This window comes from Xanthomonas sp. F14 (assembly GCF_014199865.1).
Window position 1 is genome coordinate 1 of record NZ_JACHOM010000006.1, and the last position, 24,544, is coordinate 24,544.

Genomic DNA, 24,544 nt, shown 5'->3' on the forward strand with positions numbered 1-24,544 from the left:
GTGTGGCTCAAGCCATGCGAGAGTAGGTCATCGCCAGGGGCTTTACCCGAAACCCTCAGTCCAACAGGACTGAGGGTTTCTTTTTGTGCGAAATTCGGTCGCGAAAAGCCAGAGCCAGAGCCAGAGCCGGGGCTAAATTTAAGCGAGCTGGCCAAAGCCAAAGCCAAAGCTGAAGCTAAAGCTAAAGCTAAAGCTAAAGCCAAAGCCAAAGCCAAAGCCAGAGGCAAAGGTCCGAATCTCACCACGGCACCCGGACGTTTCAGGCGCAATCGAGCACCGTAACGAGACTGGGGCGACGAGCTGGATTTACTGCCGTTGGCCACCATATTGATCCGTGCCGGCGTACCGCCGGCCTGGACGATTGGAGACCTGCATGCCCGAGCTGCCCGAAGTCGAAACCACTTTGCGTGGCCTGGCTCCGCATCTGGTTGGCCAACGCATCCATGGCGTCATCCTGCGACGCCCCGACCTGCGCTGGCCCATTCCCGAGCAGATCGAGCGCTTGTTGCCCGGTGCGACCATCACCGATGTGCGTCGCCGGGCCAAATACCTGTTGATCGATACAGATGCCGGCGGCAGCGCGCTGATGCATCTTGGAATGTCCGGAAGCCTGCGCGTCTTACCCGGCGATACCCCGCCGCGGGCGCACGATCACGTGGATATCAGCCTGGAAAATGGCCGTGTCCTGCGCTTCAACGATCCGCGCCGGTTTGGTTGCCTGTTGTGGCAGAGCGATGCACACGTGCACGATCTGCTGGCGGCACTCGGCCCGGAACCCTTATCGGATGCATTTACTGGCTATTATCTGCATGCATTGGCGCATGGCCGGCGCGCGGCAGTGAAAACCTTTCTGATGGATCAGGCGGTCGTCGTCGGCGTGGGGAATATCTATGCGGCAGAAAGCCTGCATCGCGCCGGAATCAGCCCATTACGCGAAGCGGGCAAAGTGTCGTTGGACCGTTACCGGCGTCTGGCCACGGCAGTGAAAGACATCCTCGGCTACGCCATCCAGCGCGGCGGTACCACGCTGCGCGATTTCATCAGCCCGGACGGGGCGCCCGGTTACTTCGAGCAGGAACTCACGGTGTATGGGCGCGAGGGTGAAGCCTGCAAGCAGTGTGGACGTGCGTTGAAACACGCCACGATCGGGCAACGTGCGACGGTGTGGTGCAGCAGTTGCCAACGTTGAACGCCGGCCACGTGACCCACGCTGATCGAAACACCAACCTCCAGTTCTGCATCAGCTACGACAGCTGGCGAGTAGCCCTTGGATAACAGCAAACGGCACCCTTGGAGCCACAGTGGCCGATTGCTTGATGGTGCGTTGCCGTGCATCGCGCCACAATCGTGACGTCCTGTGATTGGAGTCGTCCATGCCTGCCTCACTGCGCTACTTGATGCCGATCATGCTTGTGGGTGCATCAGCGTTGCCGCTGGCAACAGGCGCATGCGCGGATGAGCTTGCGTCCAGCACCAAACCTGCAGTTGAGCGCATCCAGTTGCACAACGGAGTTGTTGAACTCAGTGCTACGCCCGCGTTCGGTGGGCGCGTGTTGTCCTTTAATTTGCGTGGACACCCCAACGTGTTGAAGACGGGTGAGGCAGTTGATCAGCAGCCCGTGCCAGAAGTGTCCGCGACCGCAGGCGATATCCCGTACCTCGGCCACGATGTCTGGGTAGGGCCGCAGAGTCAGTGGTGGGTGCATCAACAGGTCAACCCGACACGCAAGGCGGCCACCGCGGTCTGGCCACCGGATCCGTATCTGTCGTTGGCAACCACACGTGCAGTCACACGTAGTGGCGATCACCTGATCCTGGAAGGCGTGCCTAGTCCGGTCACCGGCGTGCAGCTACGCAAGCGCGTGGCTCTTTCATCCACGCGTGCCGATACCGTGGAGGTTGAGGCCACCGCCCGCAATATCCGCAGCGAGTCCATCGCCTGGGATCTGTGGTTCAACACGCGGGTCGCGGCGGGCACGCGTGTATTCGTACCGGTGGCCAATGCAGCTGATATCCGTGTTCAGCCGCCGACCGAGGTCGGCACGGTTGCGCCGACCTACCGGCATCAAGGCGGCGTGTTTGCGTTGCGTGCCGATGCACGACAGGACGGTCTGATTCAGCGCGGCAAGGTGTTGTTGCAGCCTTCGGCAGGCTGGATGGTGGGCTTTGCGGGCGACCAGGTGTTGGTGATCCGCTTTGCGCATCAGCCGCTGTCCGCGATCCATCCGGAGCAAGGGCAGGTGGAGCTGTATCTGGACGCGCCGCCGCAGCATCCCGAGCGCGGACTGCTGGAAATGGAAGTACACGCACCGTACCGGCAGCTGGCGCCGGGCGAGCGCATGCAGGCGAACGAGCAGTGGACCTTGCTGCGCTACACCGGACCCGACGCGCAGCAGGCGCAACACCAGTTCCTGTGCAGCAAGGCGCAGGAGCTGCAGCTGACCAATGCGTGCGCGCCTTCGTCTGCCGCGCCCTGACCTCCGCATTCACCTCCGTGCCGAGCTGTGGCTATGATGGCGGCCATTCCCTGAGCAGACCGATGCGCATGCAACGACGCCACTTCCTGAAGAATGCCGCCGCCGCATTGGCCGCGCTCGGTTTGCCGGCGCTGCCGCAGTGGGCGTTGGCGGCCAAGGCCGTTGGTCTGCGTCGCTTGGGACAGCCGCAACCATTCGATTATGGCTGGCTCAAGGGGCAGGCGCGTGCGTTGGCCACGGCGCCTTACAAGAGCCACAAGCAGCTGCTTCCCGGGTCGCTGGAAGCATTGAACTGGGATCAATACCAGTCGATCCGCTACCGCCAGGACCATGCGCTATGGGCAGACGGCAACGGCAAGTTCCAGGCGAAGTTCTTTCATCTGGGGCTGTACTTCCATACCCCCGTGCATATCTACGACATCGTCGACGGCCAGGCACAGCAACTGGCCTACGACCCGGCGGCGTTCGATTACGGCAGCAGCGGGCTGGGCGGCAAGCAGTTGCCTAAGGACCTGGGCTTTGCCGGGTTCCGTCTCAACACGCGCAAGGACACCGATCGCGATTTCTCGGCCTTCCTGGGCGCGAGCTATTTCCGCGCGGTCGGCAAGGAAGGCCAGTATGGGCAGTCGGCGCGCGGGCTGGCGATCGACACCGGTACCGGTGGGCCGGAGGAGTTCCCGGACTTCATCGCCTATTACCTGGAACAGCCGGCCGACGATTCGAACACCGTGGTGGTCTACGGGCTGCTGGACTCGCCCAGCGTTGCCGGTGCGTATCGCTTTGCCATCACCAATGGCGAGGTGCTGGTGATGGAGATCGACAGCGCGCTCTACCCGCGCAAGACCATCGAACGGCTGGGCATCGGCCCGTGCACCAGCATGTACCAGGTCGGCGAAAACGATCGCCGCATGGACTGGGACTGGCGGCCGGAAATCCACGACACCGATGGCCTGGCGATGTGGACCGGTGGCGGCGAGTGGATCTGGCGGCCGTTGTGCAATCCGCCGCAGCTGCGCTTCAACATGTTCGTCGATGAGAATCCGCGCGGATTCGGCCTGTTGCAGCGTGATCGCAACTTCGACCATTACCAGGACGACGGCGTGTTCTACGAGAAGCGCCCCTGCCTGTGGGTGGAACCCAAGAACGGCTGGGGCAAGGGCTCGGTGCAGCTGGTCGAGATTCCGACCGTGGACGAGACCTTCGACAACATCGTGGCGTTCTGGAATCCGCAGGACAAGCCGCAGCCGGGGCAAGAGTTGCTGATGGGGTACCGGTTGTATTGGGGCGCGCATCCGCCGGCAAGCTCGCCGCTGGCGCACTGTGTGGCCACGCGCACCGGCCTGGGCGGCATCGTCGGGCAGAAGCGCAGCCATTTCTCGTGGCGGTTTGCGGTGGATTTTGCCGGGGGCGAACTGGCTGCGTTGGCCAAGGACCCCAAAGCCAAGGTCGAGGCCATCCTCCAGGTGTCGCGTGGCAGCACCGAGATCGTGTCGGCGCGTCCGCTGCATGAGCTCAAGGGCTATCGGGCGATGTTCGACCTGGTGCCTCCGGATGACAGCACCCGGCAGATCGATATCCGCCTGTTCCTGCGCGCCAACGGCAAGCCGCTGACCGAGACCTGGCTGTACCAGTGGACGCCGCCACCGGCGAGCGAGCGCAAGGTCTACTAGCGCACAGGGACGTCGCGCGACCGATGAGGTGGGCGATTGTCAGGCAGGTGCGGATGGCGCAGTGACGACAGGCCGCCGATCTCGAATGGCGACCGCGGCTGCGTTACAGCCGCACAGTCGCTGATGCGGCGCCCAGGCGTCGCGGACTCAGGCCGACGTCGAGCTGTTGACCAACTGCATGCGCGCACGCGGGCGCACGCAGGCCAGGTCCACCCGGAAGCAGGTGCCGTCCTTGCCGCTGAGGATACGCAGTTCGCCCTGATGAGCCCGGGCGATCTGGGCGGCCATGTGCAGGCCCAGATCCACTTCGGGCAAGGCGCGTCCGCCGGTGTGTACGTGGGTGGAGGCCTGCAGCACGTCGAGCCGGCGCGGATCGATCCCGTCCAGATTGCAGACCTCGATGCGCAGGCGGCCCTGCTCGGTGACCGCGACCGCCTTGATCAGCGAACTCTGTTGCCCCTGCACCACGGCGTTGATCATCAGGCTGCCGAACATCTGCGCCAGGCGCACCGCATCGCCATGCACCGGCTCGTCGATGGCCACATGCGTGGACAGCACCTGGTTCGGATACGCGGCGCGGGTTTCGTCGACGACCTGCGACAAGGCATCGAGCAGATCGCTGCCGTTGCCGTAGTCCAGCTGCAGCCAGTCGCGTTCGATACCGCGCGCGAAATCGTTGGCGAAGTCGATCAGTTCTTCCATGCGCCGCAGGCTGCGCTGCATCGACCGGATCGCGCCGCCCTGGCGCTGGTTGAGCGGGTCGATCGCCAGCATGTCCACCACCGCATGCATGGACTGCAGCGGGTTGCGCAGATCGTGGCCAAGGATGCCGATGAATTCTTCGCGCAGGCGCGCGGAGGCGCCGATACGCCCCAGTTCGCTGCGTGCGCGCCGCGATTCCTGCGCGCTCTCTTCGGCGCGTTGTTCGGCCTGGATCTGCGCTGCCAGCAGTTGCGCCAGCAGCTCGACCTTTTCCACCATCGGCGCGTCCATGACGCGCGGCAACGGGTCCAGCGCGCACAAGGTGCCGAACACGCTGCCGTCGTCGAACTTGATCGGCACCGACACATAGCTCTCGAAGCCATACAGCCGCGGCGTGGGGTGGTCGCGGAAGACCGGGTGCTCGGAGGCATGGCCGAACCACACTGCGTTGCCCTGGGTGCGCACGCTGTCGCAGAAGGTGGTGACCAGGGGCAGCTCGTCGCCGGGCGCCAGGCCGAACGACAGCTCGTCGCGGACCTGGCAGGTGATCCAGCGCGTATCGGTCACGCGTGCAACAGCCGCGAACCCCATGCCGGTCAGACGGGTGAGAATGGTCAGGACATCCGGGACCGACGATAGCCGGCCAACACGCGCGATATCTGCGCGTAACTCGGGAGGAAGCGGACCCATGAATTGCCTCCCGACAAGTGGATGGTCGCCAGTTTACAGGACTGCGGTTGCGCCTGGTTGCGCGTGGATCGCTGCAACGGCACCGCAACGATACGCCTGTTGATGTGTAGCGGAAATACAGCGGCGATCGAATGCCTGCAGGGGTTTAGCGGCGCATCACACGTGCATACCGGAGCAGCGCTTCAACGGCATTTCGGCTGAATTCTTCAGCCCGTCCCCGTGCCGGTTTCCCTGTCCGACGAGCCCGCCGGCGGTAGCGGCAGTGCGATCTGCAGCGGGTCGATGCGGCCTTCGCCACGCATGATCTTCTTAAACTCGGCGCGGCTGACCGACACATAGCGCTCGTTGCCGCCGATCTCCACCTGCGGGCCGTCCTGCACCGCGTGGCCTTGCGCATCCACGCGCACGGTCATGGTGGCCTTGCTGCCGCTGTGGCAGATGGTCTTGATCTCCTCCAGCTCGTCGGCCCAGGCCAGCAGGAACTGGCTGCCCTCGAACAGCTCGCCGCGGAAGTCGGTCCGCAGGCCGTAGCACAGCACTGGAATGCGCAGGCGGTCGACCACCTCGCTCAACTGCCAGACCTGGCCACGGTTGAGGAACTGCGCCTCGTCCACCAGCACGCAATGCAGCGCGCCTTCGGCCTGGATGTCGCGTTCGATCAGTTGCTGCAACTCGGTGCCGCGATCGAAGGTGCGCCCGTCCGCGCGCAGGCCGATCCGCGAGGCCACCACGCCGCTCCCGGCGCGATGATCGAGCTTGGGCGTGAGGATCAAGGTGCGCATGCCGCGTTCGCGGTAGTTGTGCGCCGACTGCAGCAAGGTGGTGGTCTTGCCGGCATTCATTGCCGAGTAGTAGAAGTAGAGCTTGGCCATTGGTGGATTTTACCGGGCCGGGCGGCCGGCGGTGACGGCCATCTGCATGAACCGGCGGCGCAGGCCTGCCCGGCGCGGCGCCGGTACAATGGCCTGCTCTGTTGGAAGCCTCTATGCACGGTCTCAATCCCCCGCAAAGCGCCGCAGTGCTGCACTGCGAAGGTCCCTTGTTGGTGCTGGCCGGTGCCGGCAGCGGCAAGACGCGCGTAATCGTGGAGAAGATCGCGCACCTGATCGCCACCGGCCGCTATCCGGCCAAGCGCATCGCCGCGATCACCTTCACCAACAAGTCGGCCAAGGAAATGCGCGAGCGTGTGGCCAAGCGTATCCGTGGCGATGGCGCCGATGGCCTGACCATCTGTACCTTCCACGCGCTGGGGCTGAAGTTCCTGCAGATCGAGCATGCCGCTGCCGGCTTGAAGCGCGGCTTTTCGATCTTCGATTCCGACGATGCCGCCGCCCAGATCAAGGACCTGATGCACGGCGCCAAGCCCGATGCGATCGAAGATGCCAAGAACCTGATCTCGCGCGCCAAGAACGCCGGCCTGTCGCCCGAACAGGCGATGGCGGCGGCACGCAGTAATCGCGAAAAGGAAGCCGCCAGCCTGTACGAGCGCTACCAGGCGCGGCTGACCACCTTCAACGCGGTGGACTTCGACGACTTGATCCGCCTGCCGGTGCAGATCCTGGAGGCCAACGAAGAGATCGTGATGGGCTGGCGCGAGCGCATCGGCTACCTGCTGGTGGACGAGTGCCAGGACACCAACGATGCGCAGTACCGGCTGCTGAAAATGCTGGCCGGGCCGCGCGGCAACTTCACCTGCGTGGGCGACGACGATCAGAGCATCTACGCCTGGCGCGGTGCCAATCCGGAAAACCTGCAGCAGATGGGGCGCGATTATCCGGCGCTGGAAATCATCAAGCTGGAACAGAATTACCGCTGCTCCAACCGCGTGCTGCGTGCGGCCAATGCCTTGATCGCGCACAACCCGCACGAGCACTTGAAGACCCTGTGGAGCGACCAGGCCGACGGTGAGCGCATCCGCGTGTGGGAATGCCGCGACAGCGAGCACGAAGCGGAAAAGGTCGCTGCCGAGATCTCGTTCCTGGGTACCGCCAAGCAGGTGCCGTGGAGCGATTTCTGCATCCTGTTTCGCGGCAATTTCCAATCGCGGCCACTGGAAAAGGCGCTGCAGCTGCTGCGCGTGCCGTATCACCTGACCGGTGGCACTGCGTTTCTGGAGCGGCAGGAAGTCAAGGACGTGCTGTCGTGGTTGCGGCTGATCGTCAACCCCGAAGATGACGCGGCGTTTTTGCGCGCAGTGCAGTCGCCCAAGCGCGAGGTCGGTGCGACCTCGCTGGCGCGGCTGGCCGAGCTTGCCAGTGCGAAGTCGGTGCCGATGTCGCGCGCAGCCGAGTCGATGGGCGCGCTGCAGCACCTGCCGCCGCGTGCGGCCAATGGCCTGAGTGCGTTCACCGATATCCTGCGCGATATGCGTGAACATTCGGCCAGGCTGCCGGCGGGGGAGCTGGTACGCATGCTGGCCGACAAATCCGGCCTGCTCAACGACCTGCGCAATCAGTCCAAGGACGAAACCGGCTTCCAGCGGCGCAAGCGCAATCTGGACGAGCTGGCCGAGTGGTTCGAAGGCGGCCCGCGTGGTGCAAGTGCCAGCGATCTGGCCGCGCAGCTGGCGCTGTTGTCGCGCAACGACAAGGACGATGGCGGCAACCAGGTACGCATGATGACCATGCACGCGTCCAAGGGCCTGGAATTCCGTTATGTGTTCATCGTCGGCTGCGAAGACGGCGTGCTGCCGCATGAAGTGAGCCTGGAAGAAGGCAACCTGCAGGAAGAGCGCCGCCTGCTGTATGTGGGCATCACCCGTGCCAAGGAGCAGCTGTGGATGAGCCACAGCAAATTGACGCGCAAGTTCGGCGAGCATGTGCGGCTCAAGCCCAGCCGCTTCTTCGACGAGATCCCGGCCGAAGAATTGCAGCGCGACGGCGCCGACCCGGTGGCCGATGCCGAGCGCAAGAAAGAGCGCGCCAGCGCGGGCTTGGCGGCGATCCAGGCGTTGTTCGACTAGCGGTTATTGCGCAGGCGCAGGCTTGCCAGCGACACGCCTGCACGGCAGTCTGGTTTGCCCTGATGCCGGAGTGCGCCGTGACTGTCGTGATCGAAACCCCGCGTTTGCGCCTGCGGACATTGGATCCCGAGCGCGATGCCGACGCAGTGCTGACGCTGGTCAACGACCCCGGTTTCATCGCCGGCATCAACGACCGCGGTGTGCGCACCCGCGAGCAGGCGCGTGATCATCTGCGTGAGTGGGCGCAGGCCCACCAGGAAAAATACGGCTTTGCGCACTGGGCGGTGGAGACGCGCGCCGAAGGTGCGTTTGCCGGCACATTGGGGTTGTTGTGCCGCGATACCTTGCCGATGCCGCATATCGGCTTTGCACTGCTGCCCGAGCACCGCGGCAAGGGCTATGTCAGCGAGGCCGGGCGCGCAGTGCTGGACCATGCACGCGATGTGCTGGGGTTGCCGCAGCTGTGCGCGATCGTGTCGCCGGACAATGCCGGTTCGATTCGTGCGCTGGAAAAACTTGGGTTGCAGCGGCAAGGCCTGCGCGTGTTGAGCCAGGAGGACCATCCGGTGCTGTATTACACGATCGCGCTCGCTCCGGCCGACATGGACAGCCGGGCAGGCCTGCGGCACCCTGGCGGCGACTCTCACCGCTGAACGCGGCCGACACAACGCAGCAAACAGTCGTCAGCGTGGCGGGGACGGCGCGCAGGCACTTCGGTGGACGAGCGGCGCAGCGCCTCCGCACCGCACCTGCCTGGCGATGAGCGCCGTCGTTGTGTCCGTCGCCCCAACAAGGACACTTGCATGCCATTGCTGGTCAACGCCTACTCCACGCTGCGCGAGCCGTTGTGGCCGGATTTCCTGCCGCGCGCCGCCGTGCAGCACCGCGACCACGCCGATCCGGAATTGGCCACGCATCTGCATGGTTTCGTCGGCTACGTGAGTCAGGCCGGCGACGGCCAGATGACCCAGCCGCGCTATCACCTGATGCGGCATGTGCAGCGGGTGCGCCAGCACTTCACCTTCGAGGTCGACGATGCGGCTTTCGGGGAATTGGCGCAATGGGCCGAGCAGGCCAATGCGGTGTGTTTTCTGGCCGATGGCAGCGTGCGCGACCCGCAGGGGCGTGTGCTGATCAGCCAGGGCGAGCCGGCGATCGATGAGCAGGCGCAGGTGCCGTATCCGCCGGATGCCTTGCAGCGGCGTGCGCAGCAACTCGCGCAGCTGACCGCGCAAGGCATCCGCGTGCCACCCAGCCTGCCGCCGGTGCCTGGCGAGGCCGAAGCACGGGTGCGCGATGCGGCGGCGGTGACGCAGCGCATGCTGGCGTTGTTTGCGGCGGCCTTGCGCGCGGAGATGCTGGCCGCCGGCGATACGCCACCGGCGTTGGAAGCGATGGACACCCGCCTGCCCGGTGTGGCGGCGGCACTGTCGCCGCAGGAGCGCGCCTTTTTTGCCCAGCCTGCACCGGAGCCGCAGCAGCTCGCCAACTTCGGCTGGCGCTACGAGAGCCTGGCCGTGCTGCAGTGGGCCCTGGGGCTGGCCGAGGCGTTGCCGGAGCCGACCAGCCTGTGCGATGTGCCCCTGGCCGCCCAGCGCGCGCTGGAGCATGCCGAAGCCGCGATGCGGCCGTCGCTGACGCTACGGCCGGTGCCGGAACTGCTGGATGCGCTGGACCGGCACTTACGCCTGCATTGGGCGGTGCGCCAGGCCGGCCAGAGCGAGCAACCGCCACCGGCCGGCATCGTGCCGGGCGTGGTCTACGAGCGTCACTACACCCTCAACTGGCTGCTGCACTTCGAAGACGCCGACTGGGACGAGGTGGATACGCCGACCTGAGCGGAGCGGGCACCGCTGCGACGTTGGTGCTGCCAAGCCCCTCAGCGGCGTGCATCCGCATGGCGTCGTGGCGCGGTGGGATCTTGCGCGCTAGCCGAGGAAGGACATGGCGTGGGTCAGCGAGCGGTCGGTCTGCAGATCCAGCAGGCGGCCGTGTGCGTCATGCAACAGCAGGTGGCCGGGCTGCTCTCGCACCTTGACCGCGATGCCCGCAGGCCAGTCCAGCGACGCCACGATGCCGCCGTCATGGTGGCGCACCAGGAAATAGCGCGCGCCGTGCGGCCAATGCAGGCCAACCAGGAATCCCAGTTCAAGCGCCACCACGCTCGATCCATCCGGCGCGCCGGATGCGTCGCTGCGGTGATGCAACCGGCACTGACGGGCGTTGCCGAGGTGCTGGTAGTGCAGGCAGATGTCGCCATCGGGATCGGTGCGCACATCCGCTTGCTGCACGCTGCCGAGCCGATGCGCGAGCACCGGTGTTTGCGGGTCCACGCGCAGGGGATCGCGCGCCTTGAGGCGTCTCTCGGGCAGGCTGTAGGTCCAGTCCTCCAGCTGCTCGCGGGCCTGCACCAGATACACCTCGCAATCGCTGAAGAATCCCGCCGCAATCACCGGGCCAGGCAGGTCGCCGACATGCCACAGCACGCTGTGCAGATCCTTGTCGGTATCGACGACCAGCAGCCGGTTGTCGACCACGATGCTCCAGCCGATTCCGCTGTAGCTGGGCGCGGCGTATTGCAGCGCGATCTGGCCAAGGTCGCGCATCGCGTGGGTGATCAGATCCAGCCGATGGACGGTGGACACGCGCTCGCGGGGGGCGATTGCCAGGGCGACCTGTCCGCTATCGGCGATGACGACTCCGAATGCAGGCGCCGGGTAGCGCCGCAGCAGGCGCCCGTGCGCGTCCACCACCGCCGCACCGGCTTCGCCCAGGGCCAGCAGATAGCGGCGATCCGGGAGTGCGGCCACGTCGTGGATGGCCGCCAGGCCGGCCTGCGGTGCCTGCAGGTGCACGGTGGTGGCGCCCTCCCATAGCCTGGATTGGCTGGTCGCGGCGCGTGGTTTGAAGGCTGGGATATCGGCGCTGAGCAGGGGGTCCTTGGCCAGCTTCAGCAGCGTGGTCAGATCGCCGACGGACAGGCTGTTGCGTGCGAACGCATGATCGGCGGCGATCGCCGGCAGCAGCTGCCGCGCCAGCTGTTGCAGCGAGCGGTTGGGGGAAGCATCCACCAGCAGCGCCGCTGCCATTTCACTGCGCGGTGCGGCGTCGGCGGTGGGGTCTGCAAGCGCGGCGATGCGCTCGGCATAGTGTTCCAGCGTGTCCGGCAACAGCTGCGCGCGCTTGACCAGGGCGCGTGCGCGCAGCGTGCTGCCGGCCTGTTCGGCGGCCAGCAGCCACTGCGCGGCCTGGTTGCGCGCCGCGTGCAATGGCCACACCGCGTCCACGGCGGCCAGCCAGTCGCCGGCCTGCACCAGTGCCTGGCCCCATTCCAGCCGCAGCGCGTCGGCCAGTGCGCGGTCGGTGCCGTGCAGCAGTTGGATTGCCGCGGCGAAGGCGCCATCGCGGCGCGCGACCTGCACGGCACGTGCATGATCGCCGGCCAGCATCAGCAGCCGGATGATCATCGCCGCCGGCATGTCCCAGCCCAGCGCCAGCTCTGCGGCCTGTGTGTAACGGGCGTGCTTGACCAGATAGTCGAGCGCCTCGTGGCGCGCATTGAGCAATTCGGCCAGGACGAACACCGCACGATCGATCTGCCCCTCGCGGTCCAGGCGCGCGAAGGCGCTGCGATAGGTCGCGCGCAGATGCGCCTGCAGGTCTTCGCCCAGACCGATGCGGGTGCCGGCGCCGCGCGTGCGCGACAAGCTCAGGTCGCTGCGCCGCTGTGGCACCCCGAACGCCTGCCCCAAGGACTCGCCCACGCCATCGAGCGGCAGCGCATTGCGCAAGGCTTCGTCCAGATCGCCGTTCTCGAACTGGCGCAGCATCCGGCGCATGTAGGCACCCTGGCGATGTCCGACCAGGCCGGCCAGCCGCGAGGCAACCAGTGCGCGGGCAAGCCGCGTGCGCCAGGCCGAGACCGCTGCTGCGTCCCGGCGTGCCGGCACGTGCGTGCGCTGCCCGGTGGCTGCGGATCGGTTCGATGCCGGCGCATGCGCGCTGCCCAGCGTGCGCTGAGCGCGCGCCAGCAGGCGTTGCCACAGCGTGCTGTTCTGCACCTCGGGGCGCTGCGTCTTCAGCGCGCGGAGGAACGCATCGCGCTCTGCGCTGGCTGGCGGGACGGCATCGCCCAGCAGTTGCCGCAGCGGTTTGCCGCGCAGCCGGTCCACCTCCAACGGTGGCGCGCTCGGGCTGCAGTCGTAGGGCGTGTGCAGCGGGTAGCCGGTCATGTCGATCGCCTCGGCAGGATCCAGCGGTAGCGCCTGGTGCCACTGCAGCGCGATCACCTGGGCGCCATGTACCAGACCGATATCGGCGGGGGGCAACTGCGCCGCCTCGGCGGCGGTCAACGCGCCGGAAAACAGGCCGCCATGCGCCTGGCACAGCGCCAGGCCGGGCGCCTGCTCGCAGACCAGCGCACGCGGCGCGGCGAAGCACAGCACATCGCCGTCGGCGAAGCGCAGCGCCCGGCTGCCCGGTTGCCAGGCGCGTACGAGCCTGGCCAGGCGTTGCTCCGGGCCGAGCCACGCCGCCGAGAACCACAACGCCGACACCATCTGGCTGCCGTGCCATAGCGGGTACCGCACGCTGCCGCCAGCGTTGTCCGTGCGCGCGGGGCTAGTCATGGCCGGGTTGCTCTGCCTGGCCTTGCACCACCATCAACGGGGTCAGCCCGCCATCGCCCAGGATCCAGGCCTGCCCCTGCAGGGTGACCAGGGCGACCCGCGCGCCATCGCTGGACACCGCCGCAGCGCTGATCTCGCTGGCGGCGTGATGCAGTGTCCGGCGTCCGGTGGCCCCGATGGCGAGCAGTGCGCGACGATCGGCGCGCAGCACCAGCAGCAGGCTGTGTTGCGGCGCGTCGGGGTCGCCGATCAGGCCGATCGCCCTGTCGCCGGACGCCACGATCGCCTCGAATTCCTGGAAGCCATCGGCCGGCCCCCCGTGCAGTACCCGGTAGGCCAGCGAGCGGTCGCCGCCGGCCTGGCGGCTTGCCAGTTCCAGGGCGATGGCGCCACGCCATTGGCCCTCCTGGACCAGGTTGCGCAGCAACACGACCGGCGGACGCGACCCCAGCGCCAGCTGCAGGACGAGGTCCTGCTTGCCGGTGCGATGCAGGCGCAGCAGCCGCAGTTCGCCCGCGACATGGGTGGCGTAGACCGCGTGCTCGGCATCGCCTTGCGCCAGCGCCACCACCTGCCCGGCGATCTCGCTGCCGTGCGCAACCCGCTGCCGCTGGGCGCTATCGCGCGTCCACGACATCAGCCGGCCGTGCTGGTCCCACAGCAGGAACCGCTGCGGCTGGCCGCCGCTGTTGAGCCACACGCACGGACGCAGCCGCACCTGGCCGGGTACGGGACAGATGCTCTGACCGCCAGCCTCGATGGAGCGGGGCATGCCATCGAGATTCCAGCACTCGGCCTGCTGACCGATCGCGACGATGCCGCCCACGTGCTTGTTCTGCGCCGCAAGGCACAGCAGCTGTCCGCCCTGCGTCCATTGGTGATAGCGCGGCGCCGCCCGTTTGACGCTGTCGGCGGGCTGCACCTTCACCATCGCGCTGCGGTAGCCGTCTGCCAGCAGCAACGCGACATGGCTGCCGTCCGGGCTGAACAGCGGTGCGTGGCGCAGCGAGAACTTGCCCTTGACCACGTGTTTTGCGGCGTCGGCCTCGGCGGGGCGTTGGGTGTCGATGAAGTGCCCGCGCAGCAGCTGCGTGGCGGCCATGCTGGCAGGCACCGGCAACAGGCTGCTGCGGGTGCCGTGGCGCGTCTGCAGCCCCACCTGCAGATGCGCATCGGCTGCAGGCGCGATGCTGGCCTGGTGGTGGAACGGTGCTGCGCGCACCGGTTGCGCACCGATCCACCAGCACTCGCTGGTGGTCGGCGTGGCGGTTGCCAACTGCGTGGCCCAGGCGTGCGCGTGCTGCGTGCCGGTCGCCTCGAAGGTGCGGCCCTGCAGCAGCTGTTGCAGCCGGGCGGGGCTGTCGGCGTCGTGCAGCTCGCCGGGCAGATGCGCCAGGCCCCAGACCAGGCGCGCATTGGCCGCCTGCGCACGGCGTGCCAGCAGGATCCACAACGCGATCTGTGCCAGGCGCGGTGCGCCCCATTGCGCCGGGCCGGCATCGAAGATCGCCACCAGGCGCGCATCGCGCGTGCGGGTCTGCATCCGGGGCACCAGGAACAGGTGCTCGGCGTGTGCGGCGCGGCGCAGGAATTCCTCCGGCAGTGCGTCTGCCAGGGCCCACTCGCTCAGCAGCAGGTGCTCGTAGCTGCCGCGCCGACGCAGATCGTCGATGCCGTCCGGCTCGCTGTCGCCGTCTTGGCGGCGCAGGCGACTGGCGCGGCCGAGCAAGGGGTCCAGGCGCACCAACCAGGGACCGAGCTGGGCGGCGATCTGCGGGTCGAACCAGTCCAGCCACAGCCGCCAGGGCTGTAGCGGTGCAGGCATCTGCAGCACGGCGCTCACGCGGCCTCCCAGCGCTGACGGATCTGCGCCACGACCTCGGCACGCGCCGGCAGCAACCGATGCAGCGGCAGTACCAGTGCCGGTGAGCGCAGCAGCAACAGCGGCTGCGCCCCGTGCTGGCGGCGCAGCGCACGCTCCAGCAGTTCCAGCGGCAGGTCGGGACGTTCGGCGGTGGGCAACCACAGGCCGGGGGCGTCCGCGCGCGGCGCCACGTACTGCACGCCGTCGGCCCAGGGGAGCTGCGGCGCAGGGCCGGTCAGCAGCAAGGCCTGCGCGGTGGCGGTGACCAGCAAGCCCGCGCCGTCGGACAGGCGCGCCCATGCCGCCAGCAACCCGCGTGCGGCATCGCCCACGCCGATCACCCCCTGCGGGGCGACCGGCACCGGCTCGTCCTGCCACGACCAGTTCACGCGCCGCTGCCGATCTGCTCGATCAGGCGCGTGCGTTCGTGGGCCAGCTCGGCCGGCAGCGAGGCGGCCGTGAAGTTGGCATCGATCTCGCGCAGCAAGGCTTCGGCCATGGTGCGCACGGCGGGATTGTGCTGATCCTGCAGGCAGCACTGGGCGGCCTCCACCAGCCGGGCAGTGCGCGAGAGCGGTTGCAGGGCGGCCTGTTCGACGGCCGCGCGCAAGGTGGGATTGGTGGCGGCGGCCAGGGTGCCGCGCAGCAGGTCGCGTGCGCTGGCTTGCTGCTCGCGGGTCGGCAGCACATAGAACAGCGGCCACAGATCGGCCTCGCTGGCCTGGGTGCGTCCGGCCAGCACGCAGGCGGCGGCGATCAGCCGCTGGGTCTTGACCAGGCGACGGTCCGACAGCTGCACGCCTGCGCCGCGCAATGTCCGGATCGCTGCGGCGAGCGCCGTGCGTGCGCCATCCATGTCCACCGCACGTGCCTGTTCGCACAACAGGTCCAGGTCGGCCAGCCCGGCGACCGGGTGCAGCGGCGCACGCTCGGCCTGCCATCCGCCGGACAGCAGCGCTTCGAGCTGATGGTCCGCCACCGGGTCGACGAACAGATGCAGCAGGAAGCGGTCGCTGAAGGCCGCCAGCGCATCGTCGTCCGGCAGCGCGTTGGCCGCGCCCACGCACAGGCGCAACGGGCAGTGCAGATCGGTCTGGCCACGCCGGAAGCGGCGTTCGTTGAGCAGCCCGAGCAAGGTGTTGAGGATGGCGGTGGAACCCAGGAAGACTTCGTCGAGGAAGGCGATGTCCGCCTCGGGCAACATCCCGGTCACGTCGATCTGCACGCTGCCCTCGCGCAATTTGCGCAGGTCCACCGGGCCGAACAACTCTGCCGGTTCGGTGAAGCGGCCCAGCAGATATTCGAAATAGCGACCGCCCAGTGCGGCGGCGACGCGCCGCACGACCGCGCTCTTGGCGGTGCCCGGCGGGCCGATGATCAGCAGATGTTCCTGCGCCACCGCTGCGAGCACGATCAATTCGGCCAGCTGATCGCGCTCGATCAATCCGGTCGTGGCGGCCTGGACGGTGGCGCGAATGCGCGCGGCGGCGGGATGGGCGTGCATGCGATCGGTCCTTCGAGCAAGACGTGCGGCGCGGTGCAGGCACCGGCGACCGCCTGTGGAACGGGTGATGAAGCGGTGGCGCATGGCATTAACGAGGCTGCCACGAGCGTGCGGGTATCCTGTGCGCTCACCGAGCCAGGGAGGCAATGCAATGACGATCGGCGAGTATTCGGAATTCTATCGCGGCAAGCGCGTGGTGGACTTCAGTGTGGACCAGCCCGCCAGCGGCGGCGACGTTGTGTACCGGCTGCGCCAGGACTACGAAGGCGAAGGCAGCCAGGCGGAGTTGCTCGACAGCCTGCTGGCGCAGGTCGACCCGGCCAGCATCCAGGCATTGATCATCGGCCCCTGGCGTGAATCCTACGAGGAAGGCCCCAGCGGCTATCTGCAGCGGCTGATCGAACGCCGCGACGAACTGACCGCGTTGCGCGCGCTGTTCGTCGGCGACATGGTCTGCGAGGACTGCGAGGTGTCGTGGATCATCCAGACCGACTACACCCCGCTGCTGGCCGCATTTCCGGCGCTGCAATCGCTGCGCGTGCGCGGTTCGTCCAAATTGGTGCTGACCCCGTTCACGCATACGCAGCTGCAGGAACTGGCGATCGAATGCGGCGGGCTGCCGTCAGCCATCGTGCAGGCGATCGCCGACTCCACGCTGCCGGCGCTGCAGCACCTGGAGCTCTGGCTGGGCGTGGAGGATTACGGCTACGACGGCGATCTGGGCACCTATCAGCGGCTGCTGGCAGCCATCGGCCCGGAGCGTCTGCGCTATCTGGGCCTGCGCAATGCAGCCAACACCGACGAACTGGCGAGCTGGCTGGCGACCCAGCCGTGGCTGGGCAGCCTGGACACGCTGGACTTGTCGCTGGGCACCATCGGCGATGTCGGCGCGCGGGCCCTGGTCGAAAGCACGCAGCTGGGCCAGCTGCAGCGGATCGATCTGAGCCATCACTACATTTCTGCCGACTGGCAGGCCCGTCTGACGACGTTGCCGGTCACGGTGATCCTGGAAGACCCCGAAGAGGAAGAAGAAGACGAGCGCTACGTCGCTGTCTCCGAATGACGTGAGCGCGCATTGGGTCGTGGTGGGGCCACGGGACAGCCGCAGGGTTGCCGCCCTGCAGCAGGCATTGCAGGCGCAGGGCCAGCCTGCGGCCAAGGTGTTCGATTATCTGCAGCTGCTGGACACCACAGCGCCGTTGCAGGACTGGCTGGTGCGGCATCCGGCCGCGCTGGTCAAGCTGGAATCGCCGGGCGAGGCGCCGGGGTTGCATCAGGCGCTGATCGTGCGCGGTTGGCAGTGTCTGGGCCGGCCTGGGCCGGCACCTGCGCCATTGGCGCATGGCGAACTCGCGCATCAGCATCTGTGGCATGCGGGGTTTGCGGACCTGTTTGCGACCTTGCCGGCGGCGCGCTATCTGAATCCACCGGCGGATCTGCTGGCAATGACCGACAAGCTTGGCTGCCAGCAGCGCCTGGCTGCGGCAGGTGTCACCGTGCCTGCCCTGCTGGGCACGGTCGACAGCTACGCCGGCCTGCGCGAACGCCTGCAGGCGAGCGGCTGCAACCAGGCATTTCTCAAGCCGCGCTACGGATCGTCCGGCGCGGGGGTGCTGGCGTATCGCTGGCACCGCGATGGGCGCCAGATCGCCAGCGGCTCGGCCGAGCTGGTGGTGCAGGGCGGCCAGGTGCGGGTGTTCAACGCATTGCGCCAGCGCCGCTATACCCGCAGCGAGGAGATCGCGCCGCTGGTGGATGCGATCGCCGCGCAGGGCGCTTACCTGGAGCGGTGGATTCCCAAGCCGCGCGCGCCCGGCCTGCCCGGCTATCACTACGACCTGCGCGTGATCGCGTTCGACGGTGCGGCGCGGCAGCGTGTGGCGCGTGCCAGCCGCGGCCCGCTGACCAATCTGCACCTGGGCAACCGGCGCCTGCCGGCGCAGGCCTGGCAGCGTGCCGACGTGGATGCGGCGGTAGCCAGCACCGTGGCGCAGGCGGCCAGCGCGTTTGCCGACTGTCGCATGATCGGTTTCGACCTGATACAGCGCGCCGGGCGCTGCCATGTGCTGGAAGCCAACGGCTTTGGCGACCTGCTGCCGCAGCTGCGCTGGCAGGGGCGCACGACTTACGAGGATCAGGCAGCACTTGGCGCCGCCGTCGGCAGCGTCGCCGACACCGATTGCGAGAACCGCCTGCATGGTTGAGACGCTGCCGGACATGCACGCCATCGTCGGTGCGTACGACATCGTGCTGATCACCTTGGATACGCTGCGCTACGACGCTGCGCAGCGCTGTTTTGCACGGGGCGAGCTGCCGGTGCTGGCGCCGTACCTGCCGGCCGATGGCTGGGAGCGGCGGCACACGCCGGGCAGCTTTACCTACGCGGCCCACATGGCCTTTTTCGCTGGGTTTTTACCGACCCCTGCGCGCCAGGGCCCGCACCCGCGCCTGTTCGCGCTGGCCTTCGACGGCAGCGAGACCATCGTCGCGCAGACCCAGGTGTTTGCCGACAGCGGCGATATCGTCGATGGGCTGTCGCGCTGCGGGTATCACACGCTGTGCATCGGTGGCACCGGCTTCTTCAACAAGGCCAACGCGCTCGGTGCGCAGTTGCCCGGCCTGTTCGGCGAGAGCCACTGGTCGCCGGCGTTTGGCGTCGCTGCCGCCGATTCGACCGAGCGCCAGGTCGCCCTGGCCTGCGCACGCCTGGGCGATCCCGCCCTGCGCGATACCCGCTGTTTTCTCTTCATCAACGTCTCGGCCCTGCATCAGCCCAATTGCCATTACCTCCCCGGTGCGGTACGCGACGACTTCGACAGCCACTGCGCCGCGCTGCGCTATGTGGATGCGGCGCTGGCGCCGTTGTTTGCCGCACTGCGTGCGCGTGGTGGCGCGTTTGCCATCGTCTGTTCCGATCACGGCACGGCCTACGGCGAGGATGGCTACCATGGCCATCGCCTGGCCCACGAGGTGGTGATGACCGTGCCTTATGCCCATTTCCTGGTGACCCCATGAGCCTGCCTTCGTTGGCCGAGTTGCTGCGCCAGCCGCCCTATCAGGCCTATTCGTACTCGTATCCGCACAAGACCAGTTACCGGCCGCTGCAGCCGGCCGTGCCGTTGTCGCAGGTCTGGGCCGACGAACCCCGGCAGGCGCTGTTTCTGTACCTGCATATCCCGTTCTGCTCGTACCGCTGCGGGTTCTGCAACCTGTTCGCGCTGGCACGCCCGGCAGCGGCGCAGGTGGAGGCCTATCTGCTGCAGATGGAGCAGCAATTGCGCGCCACCGTGCAGGCCTTGGGCACGCACCGCTTCGTGCGCTTTGCGATGGGCGGCGGCACGCCGAGTTATCTGACTCCTCCGCAATTGCAGCGCGTGTTCGACATGGTGGCGCAGCACGCGACGATTGCGCTGGACACCATTCCGGCCGGCATCGAGGTCTCGCCGGAAACCGTGGATGCCGAGCGGCTGCGGGTCTGCCGGCAGGCCGGCATCGATCGGGTCAGCATGGGCATCCAGAGTTTCAGCGCCGCCGAAGTGAGCGCACTGGTGCGGCCGCAGCAGCGCGACACGGTGGAGCGGGCGATCGCCACCATTCGCGCCCAGGACATCCCGACGCTGAATCTGGATCTGATCTACGGCATCGCCGGGCAGACCGTGGACAGCTTCCTGGCCTCCATCGACAGCGCACTGCGGCATGCGCCCGAAGAGCTGTATCTGTATCCGCTGTACGTGCGGCCGATGACCGGCCTGGGCCGGATCGAGGCCAAGAGCGGCGGGCGACGCAGCTTCATGCTGCACCCAGAGCCGCTGGACGAGCGCCTGGTGCTGTACCGGGCCGGACGCGATCATCTGCTGGCGGCCGGCTACACGCAGGTCTCGATGCGCATGTTCCGCGCCCCGCATGCGCGCGATGGCGACGCGCCGGTGTACTGCTGCCAGAGCGATGGCATGGTGGGCATCGGCTGCGGCGCGCGCTCGTATACCGCCGGCCTGCATTACTCCAGCGAATACGGTGTCAGCCGGCGCTCGGTGGCGGAGATTCTCGATCACTACCTGGCGCGCGATCCGGCCAGCTTCGCCTGCGCCGACTACGGCATCGCGCTGGATGCCGACGATGCCATGCGGCGGCATGCGATCCAGTCGTTGCTGGTGTTCCCGGGGCTGGACCGCGACGACTTCCGTCAGCGCTTCGGCCTGGATTGCCTGCAGGCCTTGCCGCAGCTGCAGGAGTTGCTGGCGCTGGGGCTGGCGCAGCAGCACGGAGCACTGTTGTCGCTCACCGCCGCAGGCATGGAGCGGGCCGACACCATCGGCCCGTGGCTGACCTCTGCGCCGATTGTCGAGCGCATGCAGCAGTACCAGGTCGGGTAAGCGGCCGATGCATCTGTCATTGCTCTATCGGGGACGGCTGAGCAGCTGCAATTACGCCTGCGATTACTGCCCGTTCGCCAAGACCTACGACAGCCCCGCCGCGCTGCGCCGCGATGCGCAGGATCTGGCGCGGTTCGTCGGCTGGGCGCAGGCACAGACGCGGCCGTTGTCGATCCTGTTCACGCCCTGGGGCGAGGGTCTGGTGCGGCGGCATTACCGCGACGCGATGGTGCAGCTGAGCCAGTTGCCGCAGCTGCGCCGCGTGGCGATCCAGACCAACCTGTGCACGGGCATGCGCTGGCTGGACGCGGCCAATCTCGACCGCCTGGCGCTGTGGTGCACCTACCATCCCAGCCAGGTGACGCGCGCGGCCTTCCTGCGACGCTGCCAGGCATTGCGCGAACGCGGCGTGCGCCACAGCGTGGGCATGGTCGCCTCGCACGCGCACATGGACGAGATCGAGGCGCTACGTGCTGCACTGCCTGCCGCCACGCCGATGTGGCTCAACGCCTTCGATCCGCGCCCGCCGAACTACTACACGCCCGAGCAAGTGCAGCGTTTGAGCCGGATCGATCCGCATTTCGGCTACAACCTCGCCCCGCCGCCCAGCTTCGGCGCGCCCTGCCTGACCGGCGAGTCGGTGCTGTCGGTGGATGGCGATGGCACCGTGCGGCGCTGCCACTTCGTCGCTACGCCGCTGGGCAATCTCTACGACGGCAGTTTCGCCGCGCAGCTGCGTGCCCGCAGCTGCCCCAATACGCGGTGCGATTGCTTCATCGGCTATGTGCATCGGCCGGACCTGCCGTTCCAGGCCGACTATGCGGGCGGCGTGCTGGAACGGGTGCCGGCGACGGTGTGATCCGTCAGTACCGAGCGGTGACTTGCCCGGAGCGGCTCGCACCGTGGCGGGCAGTTGTCAGGGACGGCGCGCAGTTACCGCAGTGCACGCGCGGGCCGTGCCGCACCAGGCATTGGCCGCGTGCGACTGGCGGCGGGGCGAGCGCTTCGCTTCCTGCGCTTACGCGCCCAGGCGGGTAAGCAGCGCGGTCACCTGCTCGCGCAGTTCCTGCAGCTGCTCTTCCAGGCTCTGCACGCGCGCTTCCAGGGCAGCGCTGTCGGCGCCGCGCGGCGTGCTCTCGCGCGTGGCAGCTGCGGCCTGCAGTGCGTCCAGATCCAGCTCGCCGCTGAGCAGATGCATGTAGCGGTCCTCGCGCTGGCCGCTGGCACGCGGCAGTTGCACCGCCAGGCCGCGCTGGATGAGCCGGTCCAGATGGTGGCGCACGTCGTCGGCATCGTTGAAGCGCGCCAACCGCTCGCTGCGCGCGAACAGTTCGCCCAGGGTTTGCGGGCCGCGCAACAGCAGCAGGCCGATCAGGGCCACCTGCTGGCGGGTCAGATCCAGCACGCTGCCCAGCCGGTGTTCGTAACGCTCGGCGCGCGAGGAGAACTGCTGGCGGACCAGGCCCAACGTTTCCAGCTGGCGTAGCGCGTGATGCACCACGCCGGTCTGCAGGTTCAGCACCGGCTCGCGTGCGGTCTTCTGGTTGGCGGCCACCTGCGCGGCATTGACCGTGAGCGGATACGCATCCGGCGTGGTCGCCTCTTTTTCGATCAGGCAGCCAAGCACGCGGGCCTGGGCGGTATCGAGGACGGGCGGGGAAGGTGCATCTGTCATGGGGGCGACTCCGGGGCAATCAGCGCACAAGCATATGCCGATCCTGCATTGGCGTTCTTCAGGCCGCGATCCCATGCAGGGCAGCCAGAGCGGCAACGGGATCGAAGCGGCCGTCAGTCGTTGAGGGCGCATGAAGCACGCGCGCATCGCCAGCAAATGCCGCAGTGGCCACGTCGCCATGCGTGCGCACGTGCCGCTGCCCGCAGCACTGCCGTCGGCCGGAGCGGGCGGGGCGGCGCGAACCCGCTAAAATCGCGGTCTTAATTGCCGCTCCTGTCCTGGTGGATGCCATGCGCCCCTCGCTTTACGCCCCGTTGTCCCTGCTCGCCTGCACTGCGCTGGCCCTGAGCGCCTGCAAACCCGGCGATAAGGAGCTCGCGCAGCGCGCGCAGGACGCGGCCGTGTCCGCCAATGCGACCGCCGGCGCCGCCGCAGCCAAGACCGCCACGCCGCCCGCAGCCGCCACCGTGCCGGCCGGCGACGACAACCTCAACGCGGTGCTGTGGATGCAGCGCTCGGAGGAATACCGCGCCGTGGCCGAGCAGACCTACCGCGCCGCTGCCGACAAGCTGGACGCTGCGCTGAAGCAGCCCAACTGGGACGCGTTGGTGCCCGAGGAACGCGGCAATGCCGCCACCGGGCTGAAGCCGGCGGTGGTGCTGGACGTGGACGAGACGGTGCTGGACAACTCGCCGTACCAGGCGCGTCTGTTGCGCGATGGCAAGGAATACGACGAGTTGAGCTGGGACCAATGGGTGGCCGAGAAGAAGGCCAAGCCGATTCCGGGCGTGGTGGATTTCGCCAAGGCCGCCAACGCCCGCGGCATCACCCTGGTCTACATCTCCAACCGCGCCGTGCACCTGAAGGACGCCACGCTGGCCAACCTGCGCAGCGTCGGGCTGCCGGTGGCCGATGACAGCGTGTTTCTGGGCCTTGGCACCGTGGTCCAGGGCTGCGAGCAGAACGGCAGCGAGAAGAACTGCCGGCGCCAGTTGGCCGGCCAGAAGTACCGCGTGCTGATGCAGTTCGGCGACCAGTTGGGCGACTTCGTGCAGGTCACCGCCAACACCGGCCAGGCGCGTGGCGCGCTGCTGCAGCAATACCACGACTGGTTCGGCGAGCGCTGGTGGATGCTGCCCAACCCCAGCTACGGCGGCTGGGAGCCGGCGCAGTTCAACAACGATTACGCCCAGCCCTGGCAGCAGCGCCACGATGCCAAGCGCGCCGCGCTGGAGGTGGCCCGATGAGCCGCGCCCCGTTGCCGCTGGCCGCGCATGAGCGGTTGATCTTTGCGCTGGATGTGCCCGGCCACGACGAGGCGATCGCCTGGGTCGACCGCCTGGGCGAGTCGGTGTCCTTCTACAAGATCGGCATGGAGCTGCTGGCCTCTGGCGAGTACTTCCAGGTGCTCGACGCCCTGGCCAGGCGCGACAAGCGCGTGTTCGTGGACCTGAAGTTCTTCGACATCCCGGCCACCGTGGCCGGCACCATCCGCCGCCTGGCGCAGTGGCCGGTGAGCTATTGCACCGTGCACGGCTGGCACGCCGGCATGCTGCAGGCCGCCGCCGAGGCCAACCACGGCGACATGCGCCTGCTGGCGGTGACCGTGCTGACCTCGATGGGCCGGCCGGACCTGGCGGCGATGGGCATCGACCGCGAACCGGTGGAGGTGGTGGTGGAGCGCGCGCTGGCCGCGCAGGCCGCCGGCATCGACGGGGTGATCGCCTCCGGCCAGGAGGCCGGCCCGATCCGCAGCGCCACCGGCGCAGGGTTTTCGATCGTCTGCCCCGGCATCCGCCCCGGCGGCCCGGTCGGCGACGATCAGCAACGTACCGTGGGTGTGGCGCAGGCCTTCCACGACGGCGCCGATGCCATCGTGGTTGGCCGCCCGATCCGCCTGGCTGCCGATCCGGCCGCTGCGGCGAATGCGATCCAGGCAGAGATCCAGGCAGTGCTGCGAGCGGAGCAGCACTGACGGAGCATGGGGATAGTGCACGCT

At 67.8% G+C, this 24,544-nt stretch carries 21 protein-coding genes and 1 other RNA gene; 14 read left to right on the forward strand and 8 right to left on the reverse strand.

The window, feature by feature from the left end; genetic code table 11:
• The 4 genes from GGR73_RS20225 to GGR73_RS18440 all read left to right on the forward strand — a co-directional run.
• Positions 1 to 282 (forward strand): hypothetical protein (locus tag GGR73_RS20225; protein ID WP_221234274.1); only part of this gene is annotated, 282 nt, incomplete at its 5' end.
• Between the two features lie 91 nt (positions 283 to 373).
• Positions 374 to 1,189, forward strand: coding sequence for a bifunctional DNA-formamidopyrimidine glycosylase/DNA-(apurinic or apyrimidinic site) lyase (gene mutM / locus GGR73_RS18430; protein ID WP_184458259.1), 816 nt, complete (start codon positions 374 to 376; stop codon positions 1,187 to 1,189).
• Between the two features lie 184 nt (positions 1,190 to 1,373).
• The gene (locus GGR73_RS18435; protein WP_184458260.1) at positions 1,374 to 2,477 is read left to right on the forward strand and encodes a DUF4380 domain-containing protein; all 1,104 of its coding nucleotides are present in this window, start codon (positions 1,374 to 1,376) and stop codon (positions 2,475 to 2,477) included.
• A gap of 68 nt (positions 2,478 to 2,545) precedes the next feature.
• Positions 2,546 to 4,147, forward strand: a complete 1,602-nt coding sequence (locus GGR73_RS18440; RefSeq protein WP_039522777.1) for a glucan biosynthesis protein — start codon at positions 2,546 to 2,548, stop codon at positions 4,145 to 4,147.
• Between the two features lie 147 nt (positions 4,148 to 4,294).
• Here the strand turns inward: GGR73_RS18440 and GGR73_RS18445 are convergent, their stop codons facing one another.
• Both GGR73_RS18445 and GGR73_RS18450 read right to left on the reverse strand, forming a co-directional pair.
• Positions 4,295 to 5,539, reverse strand: a complete 1,245-nt coding sequence (locus GGR73_RS18445) for a sensor histidine kinase (protein WP_184458262.1) — start codon at positions 5,537 to 5,539, stop codon at positions 4,295 to 4,297.
• Positions 5,540 to 5,745: 206 nt separating this feature from the next.
• On the reverse strand, positions 5,746 to 6,411 hold the full coding sequence (locus tag GGR73_RS18450) for a thymidine kinase (protein WP_024937658.1): 666 nt from the start codon (positions 6,409 to 6,411) through the stop codon (positions 5,746 to 5,748).
• Positions 6,412 to 6,524: 113 nt separating this feature from the next.
• Between GGR73_RS18450 and rep the strand changes: the two genes are divergently transcribed.
• Positions 6,525 to 8,501 carry a DNA helicase Rep gene (rep, locus tag GGR73_RS18455; protein ID WP_024937657.1) on the forward strand — a complete coding sequence of 659 codons (1,977 nt, stop codon included), beginning with the start codon at positions 6,525 to 6,527 and terminating at the stop codon, positions 8,499 to 8,501.
• 62 nt (positions 8,502 to 8,563) lie between these two features.
• Positions 8,564 to 9,154, forward strand: a complete 591-nt coding sequence (locus tag GGR73_RS18460; protein WP_184458264.1) for a GNAT family N-acetyltransferase — start codon at positions 8,564 to 8,566, stop codon at positions 9,152 to 9,154.
• A 4-nt stretch (positions 9,155 to 9,158) separates the two neighbouring features.
• On the opposite strand, the gene GGR73_RS18465 is transcribed toward GGR73_RS18460, so the two are convergent.
• Positions 9,159 to 9,234, reverse strand: a non-coding RNA gene (locus GGR73_RS18465) — sX9 sRNA.
• Positions 9,235 to 9,304: 70 nt separating this feature from the next.
• Between GGR73_RS18465 and GGR73_RS18470 the strand changes: the two genes are divergently transcribed.
• Positions 9,305 to 10,339: a DUF4272 domain-containing protein gene (locus tag GGR73_RS18470; protein WP_184458266.1), complete on the forward strand. Its 1,035-nt coding sequence runs from the start codon at positions 9,305 to 9,307 to the stop codon at positions 10,337 to 10,339.
• Between the two features lie 90 nt (positions 10,340 to 10,429).
• Here GGR73_RS18470 and GGR73_RS18475 read toward each other — a convergent pair whose 3' ends face one another.
• Genes GGR73_RS18475 through GGR73_RS18490 form a run of 4 tightly spaced genes read right to left on the reverse strand, consistent with a single transcriptional unit; the run spans position 10,430 to position 16,497 of the window.
• Positions 10,430 to 13,129 (reverse strand): bpX6 domain-containing protein, encoded by a 2,700-nt coding sequence (locus GGR73_RS18475; protein ID WP_184458268.1) that lies wholly within the window; start codon positions 13,127 to 13,129, stop codon positions 10,430 to 10,432.
• The gene (locus tag GGR73_RS18480) at positions 13,122 to 14,972 is read right to left on the reverse strand and encodes a hypothetical protein (protein WP_184458270.1); all 1,851 of its coding nucleotides are present in this window, start codon (positions 14,970 to 14,972) and stop codon (positions 13,122 to 13,124) included. Before GGR73_RS18480 ends, GGR73_RS18475 begins: the two co-directional genes overlap by 8 nt.
• The gene (locus GGR73_RS18485) at positions 14,969 to 15,382 is read right to left on the reverse strand and encodes a bpX5 domain-containing protein (RefSeq protein WP_046345136.1); all 414 of its coding nucleotides are present in this window, start codon (positions 15,380 to 15,382) and stop codon (positions 14,969 to 14,971) included. Before GGR73_RS18485 ends, GGR73_RS18480 begins: the two co-directional genes overlap by 4 nt.
• Positions 15,379 to 16,497 (reverse strand): AAA family ATPase, encoded by a 1,119-nt coding sequence (locus GGR73_RS18490; RefSeq protein WP_054592235.1) that lies wholly within the window; start codon positions 16,495 to 16,497, stop codon positions 15,379 to 15,381. Before GGR73_RS18490 ends, GGR73_RS18485 begins: the two co-directional genes overlap by 4 nt.
• A 151-nt stretch (positions 16,498 to 16,648) precedes the next feature.
• Here GGR73_RS18490 and GGR73_RS18495 point away from each other — a divergent pair, with 151 nt between their 5' ends.
• Genes GGR73_RS18495 through GGR73_RS18515 form a run of 5 tightly spaced genes read left to right on the forward strand, consistent with a single transcriptional unit; the run spans position 16,649 to position 21,729 of the window.
• Positions 16,649 to 17,560: an STM4015 family protein gene (locus tag GGR73_RS18495; protein ID WP_102256370.1), complete on the forward strand. Its 912-nt coding sequence runs from the start codon at positions 16,649 to 16,651 to the stop codon at positions 17,558 to 17,560.
• Positions 17,561 to 17,579: 19 nt separating this feature from the next.
• Positions 17,580 to 18,701, forward strand: coding sequence for an STM4014 family protein (locus tag GGR73_RS18500; protein ID WP_104569610.1), 1,122 nt, complete (start codon positions 17,580 to 17,582; stop codon positions 18,699 to 18,701).
• Positions 18,694 to 19,512: an STM4013/SEN3800 family hydrolase gene (locus GGR73_RS18505; RefSeq protein ID WP_104569492.1), complete on the forward strand. Its 819-nt coding sequence runs from the start codon at positions 18,694 to 18,696 to the stop codon at positions 19,510 to 19,512. The genes GGR73_RS18500 and GGR73_RS18505 overlap by 8 nt, the downstream gene beginning before the upstream one ends.
• Positions 19,509 to 20,870 carry an STM4012 family radical SAM protein gene (locus GGR73_RS18510; protein ID WP_024937647.1) on the forward strand — a complete coding sequence of 454 codons (1,362 nt, stop codon included), beginning with the start codon at positions 19,509 to 19,511 and terminating at the stop codon, positions 20,868 to 20,870. Before GGR73_RS18505 ends, GGR73_RS18510 begins: the two co-directional genes overlap by 4 nt.
• Before the next feature lie 7 nt (positions 20,871 to 20,877).
• Entirely contained in the window at positions 20,878 to 21,729 is an 852-nt protein-coding gene (locus tag GGR73_RS18515; RefSeq protein WP_024937646.1) for an STM4011 family radical SAM protein, read from the forward strand.
• 159 nt (positions 21,730 to 21,888) lie between these two features.
• Here the strand turns inward: GGR73_RS18515 and GGR73_RS18520 are convergent, their stop codons facing one another.
• Positions 21,889 to 22,545: a YceH family protein gene (locus tag GGR73_RS18520; RefSeq protein ID WP_102252908.1), complete on the reverse strand. Its 657-nt coding sequence runs from the start codon at positions 22,543 to 22,545 to the stop codon at positions 21,889 to 21,891.
• Between the two features lie 281 nt (positions 22,546 to 22,826).
• Between GGR73_RS18520 and GGR73_RS18525 the strand changes: the two genes are divergently transcribed.
• On the forward strand, positions 22,827 to 23,792 hold the full coding sequence (locus GGR73_RS18525; RefSeq protein ID WP_184458272.1) for a 5'-nucleotidase, lipoprotein e(P4) family: 966 nt from the start codon (positions 22,827 to 22,829) through the stop codon (positions 23,790 to 23,792).
• Positions 23,789 to 24,520, forward strand: coding sequence for an orotidine-5'-phosphate decarboxylase (gene pyrF, locus GGR73_RS18530; protein ID WP_039520894.1), 732 nt, complete (start codon positions 23,789 to 23,791; stop codon positions 24,518 to 24,520). Before GGR73_RS18525 ends, pyrF begins: the two co-directional genes overlap by 4 nt.
• The last annotated feature ends 24 nt before the right edge of the window (positions 24,521 to 24,544 follow it).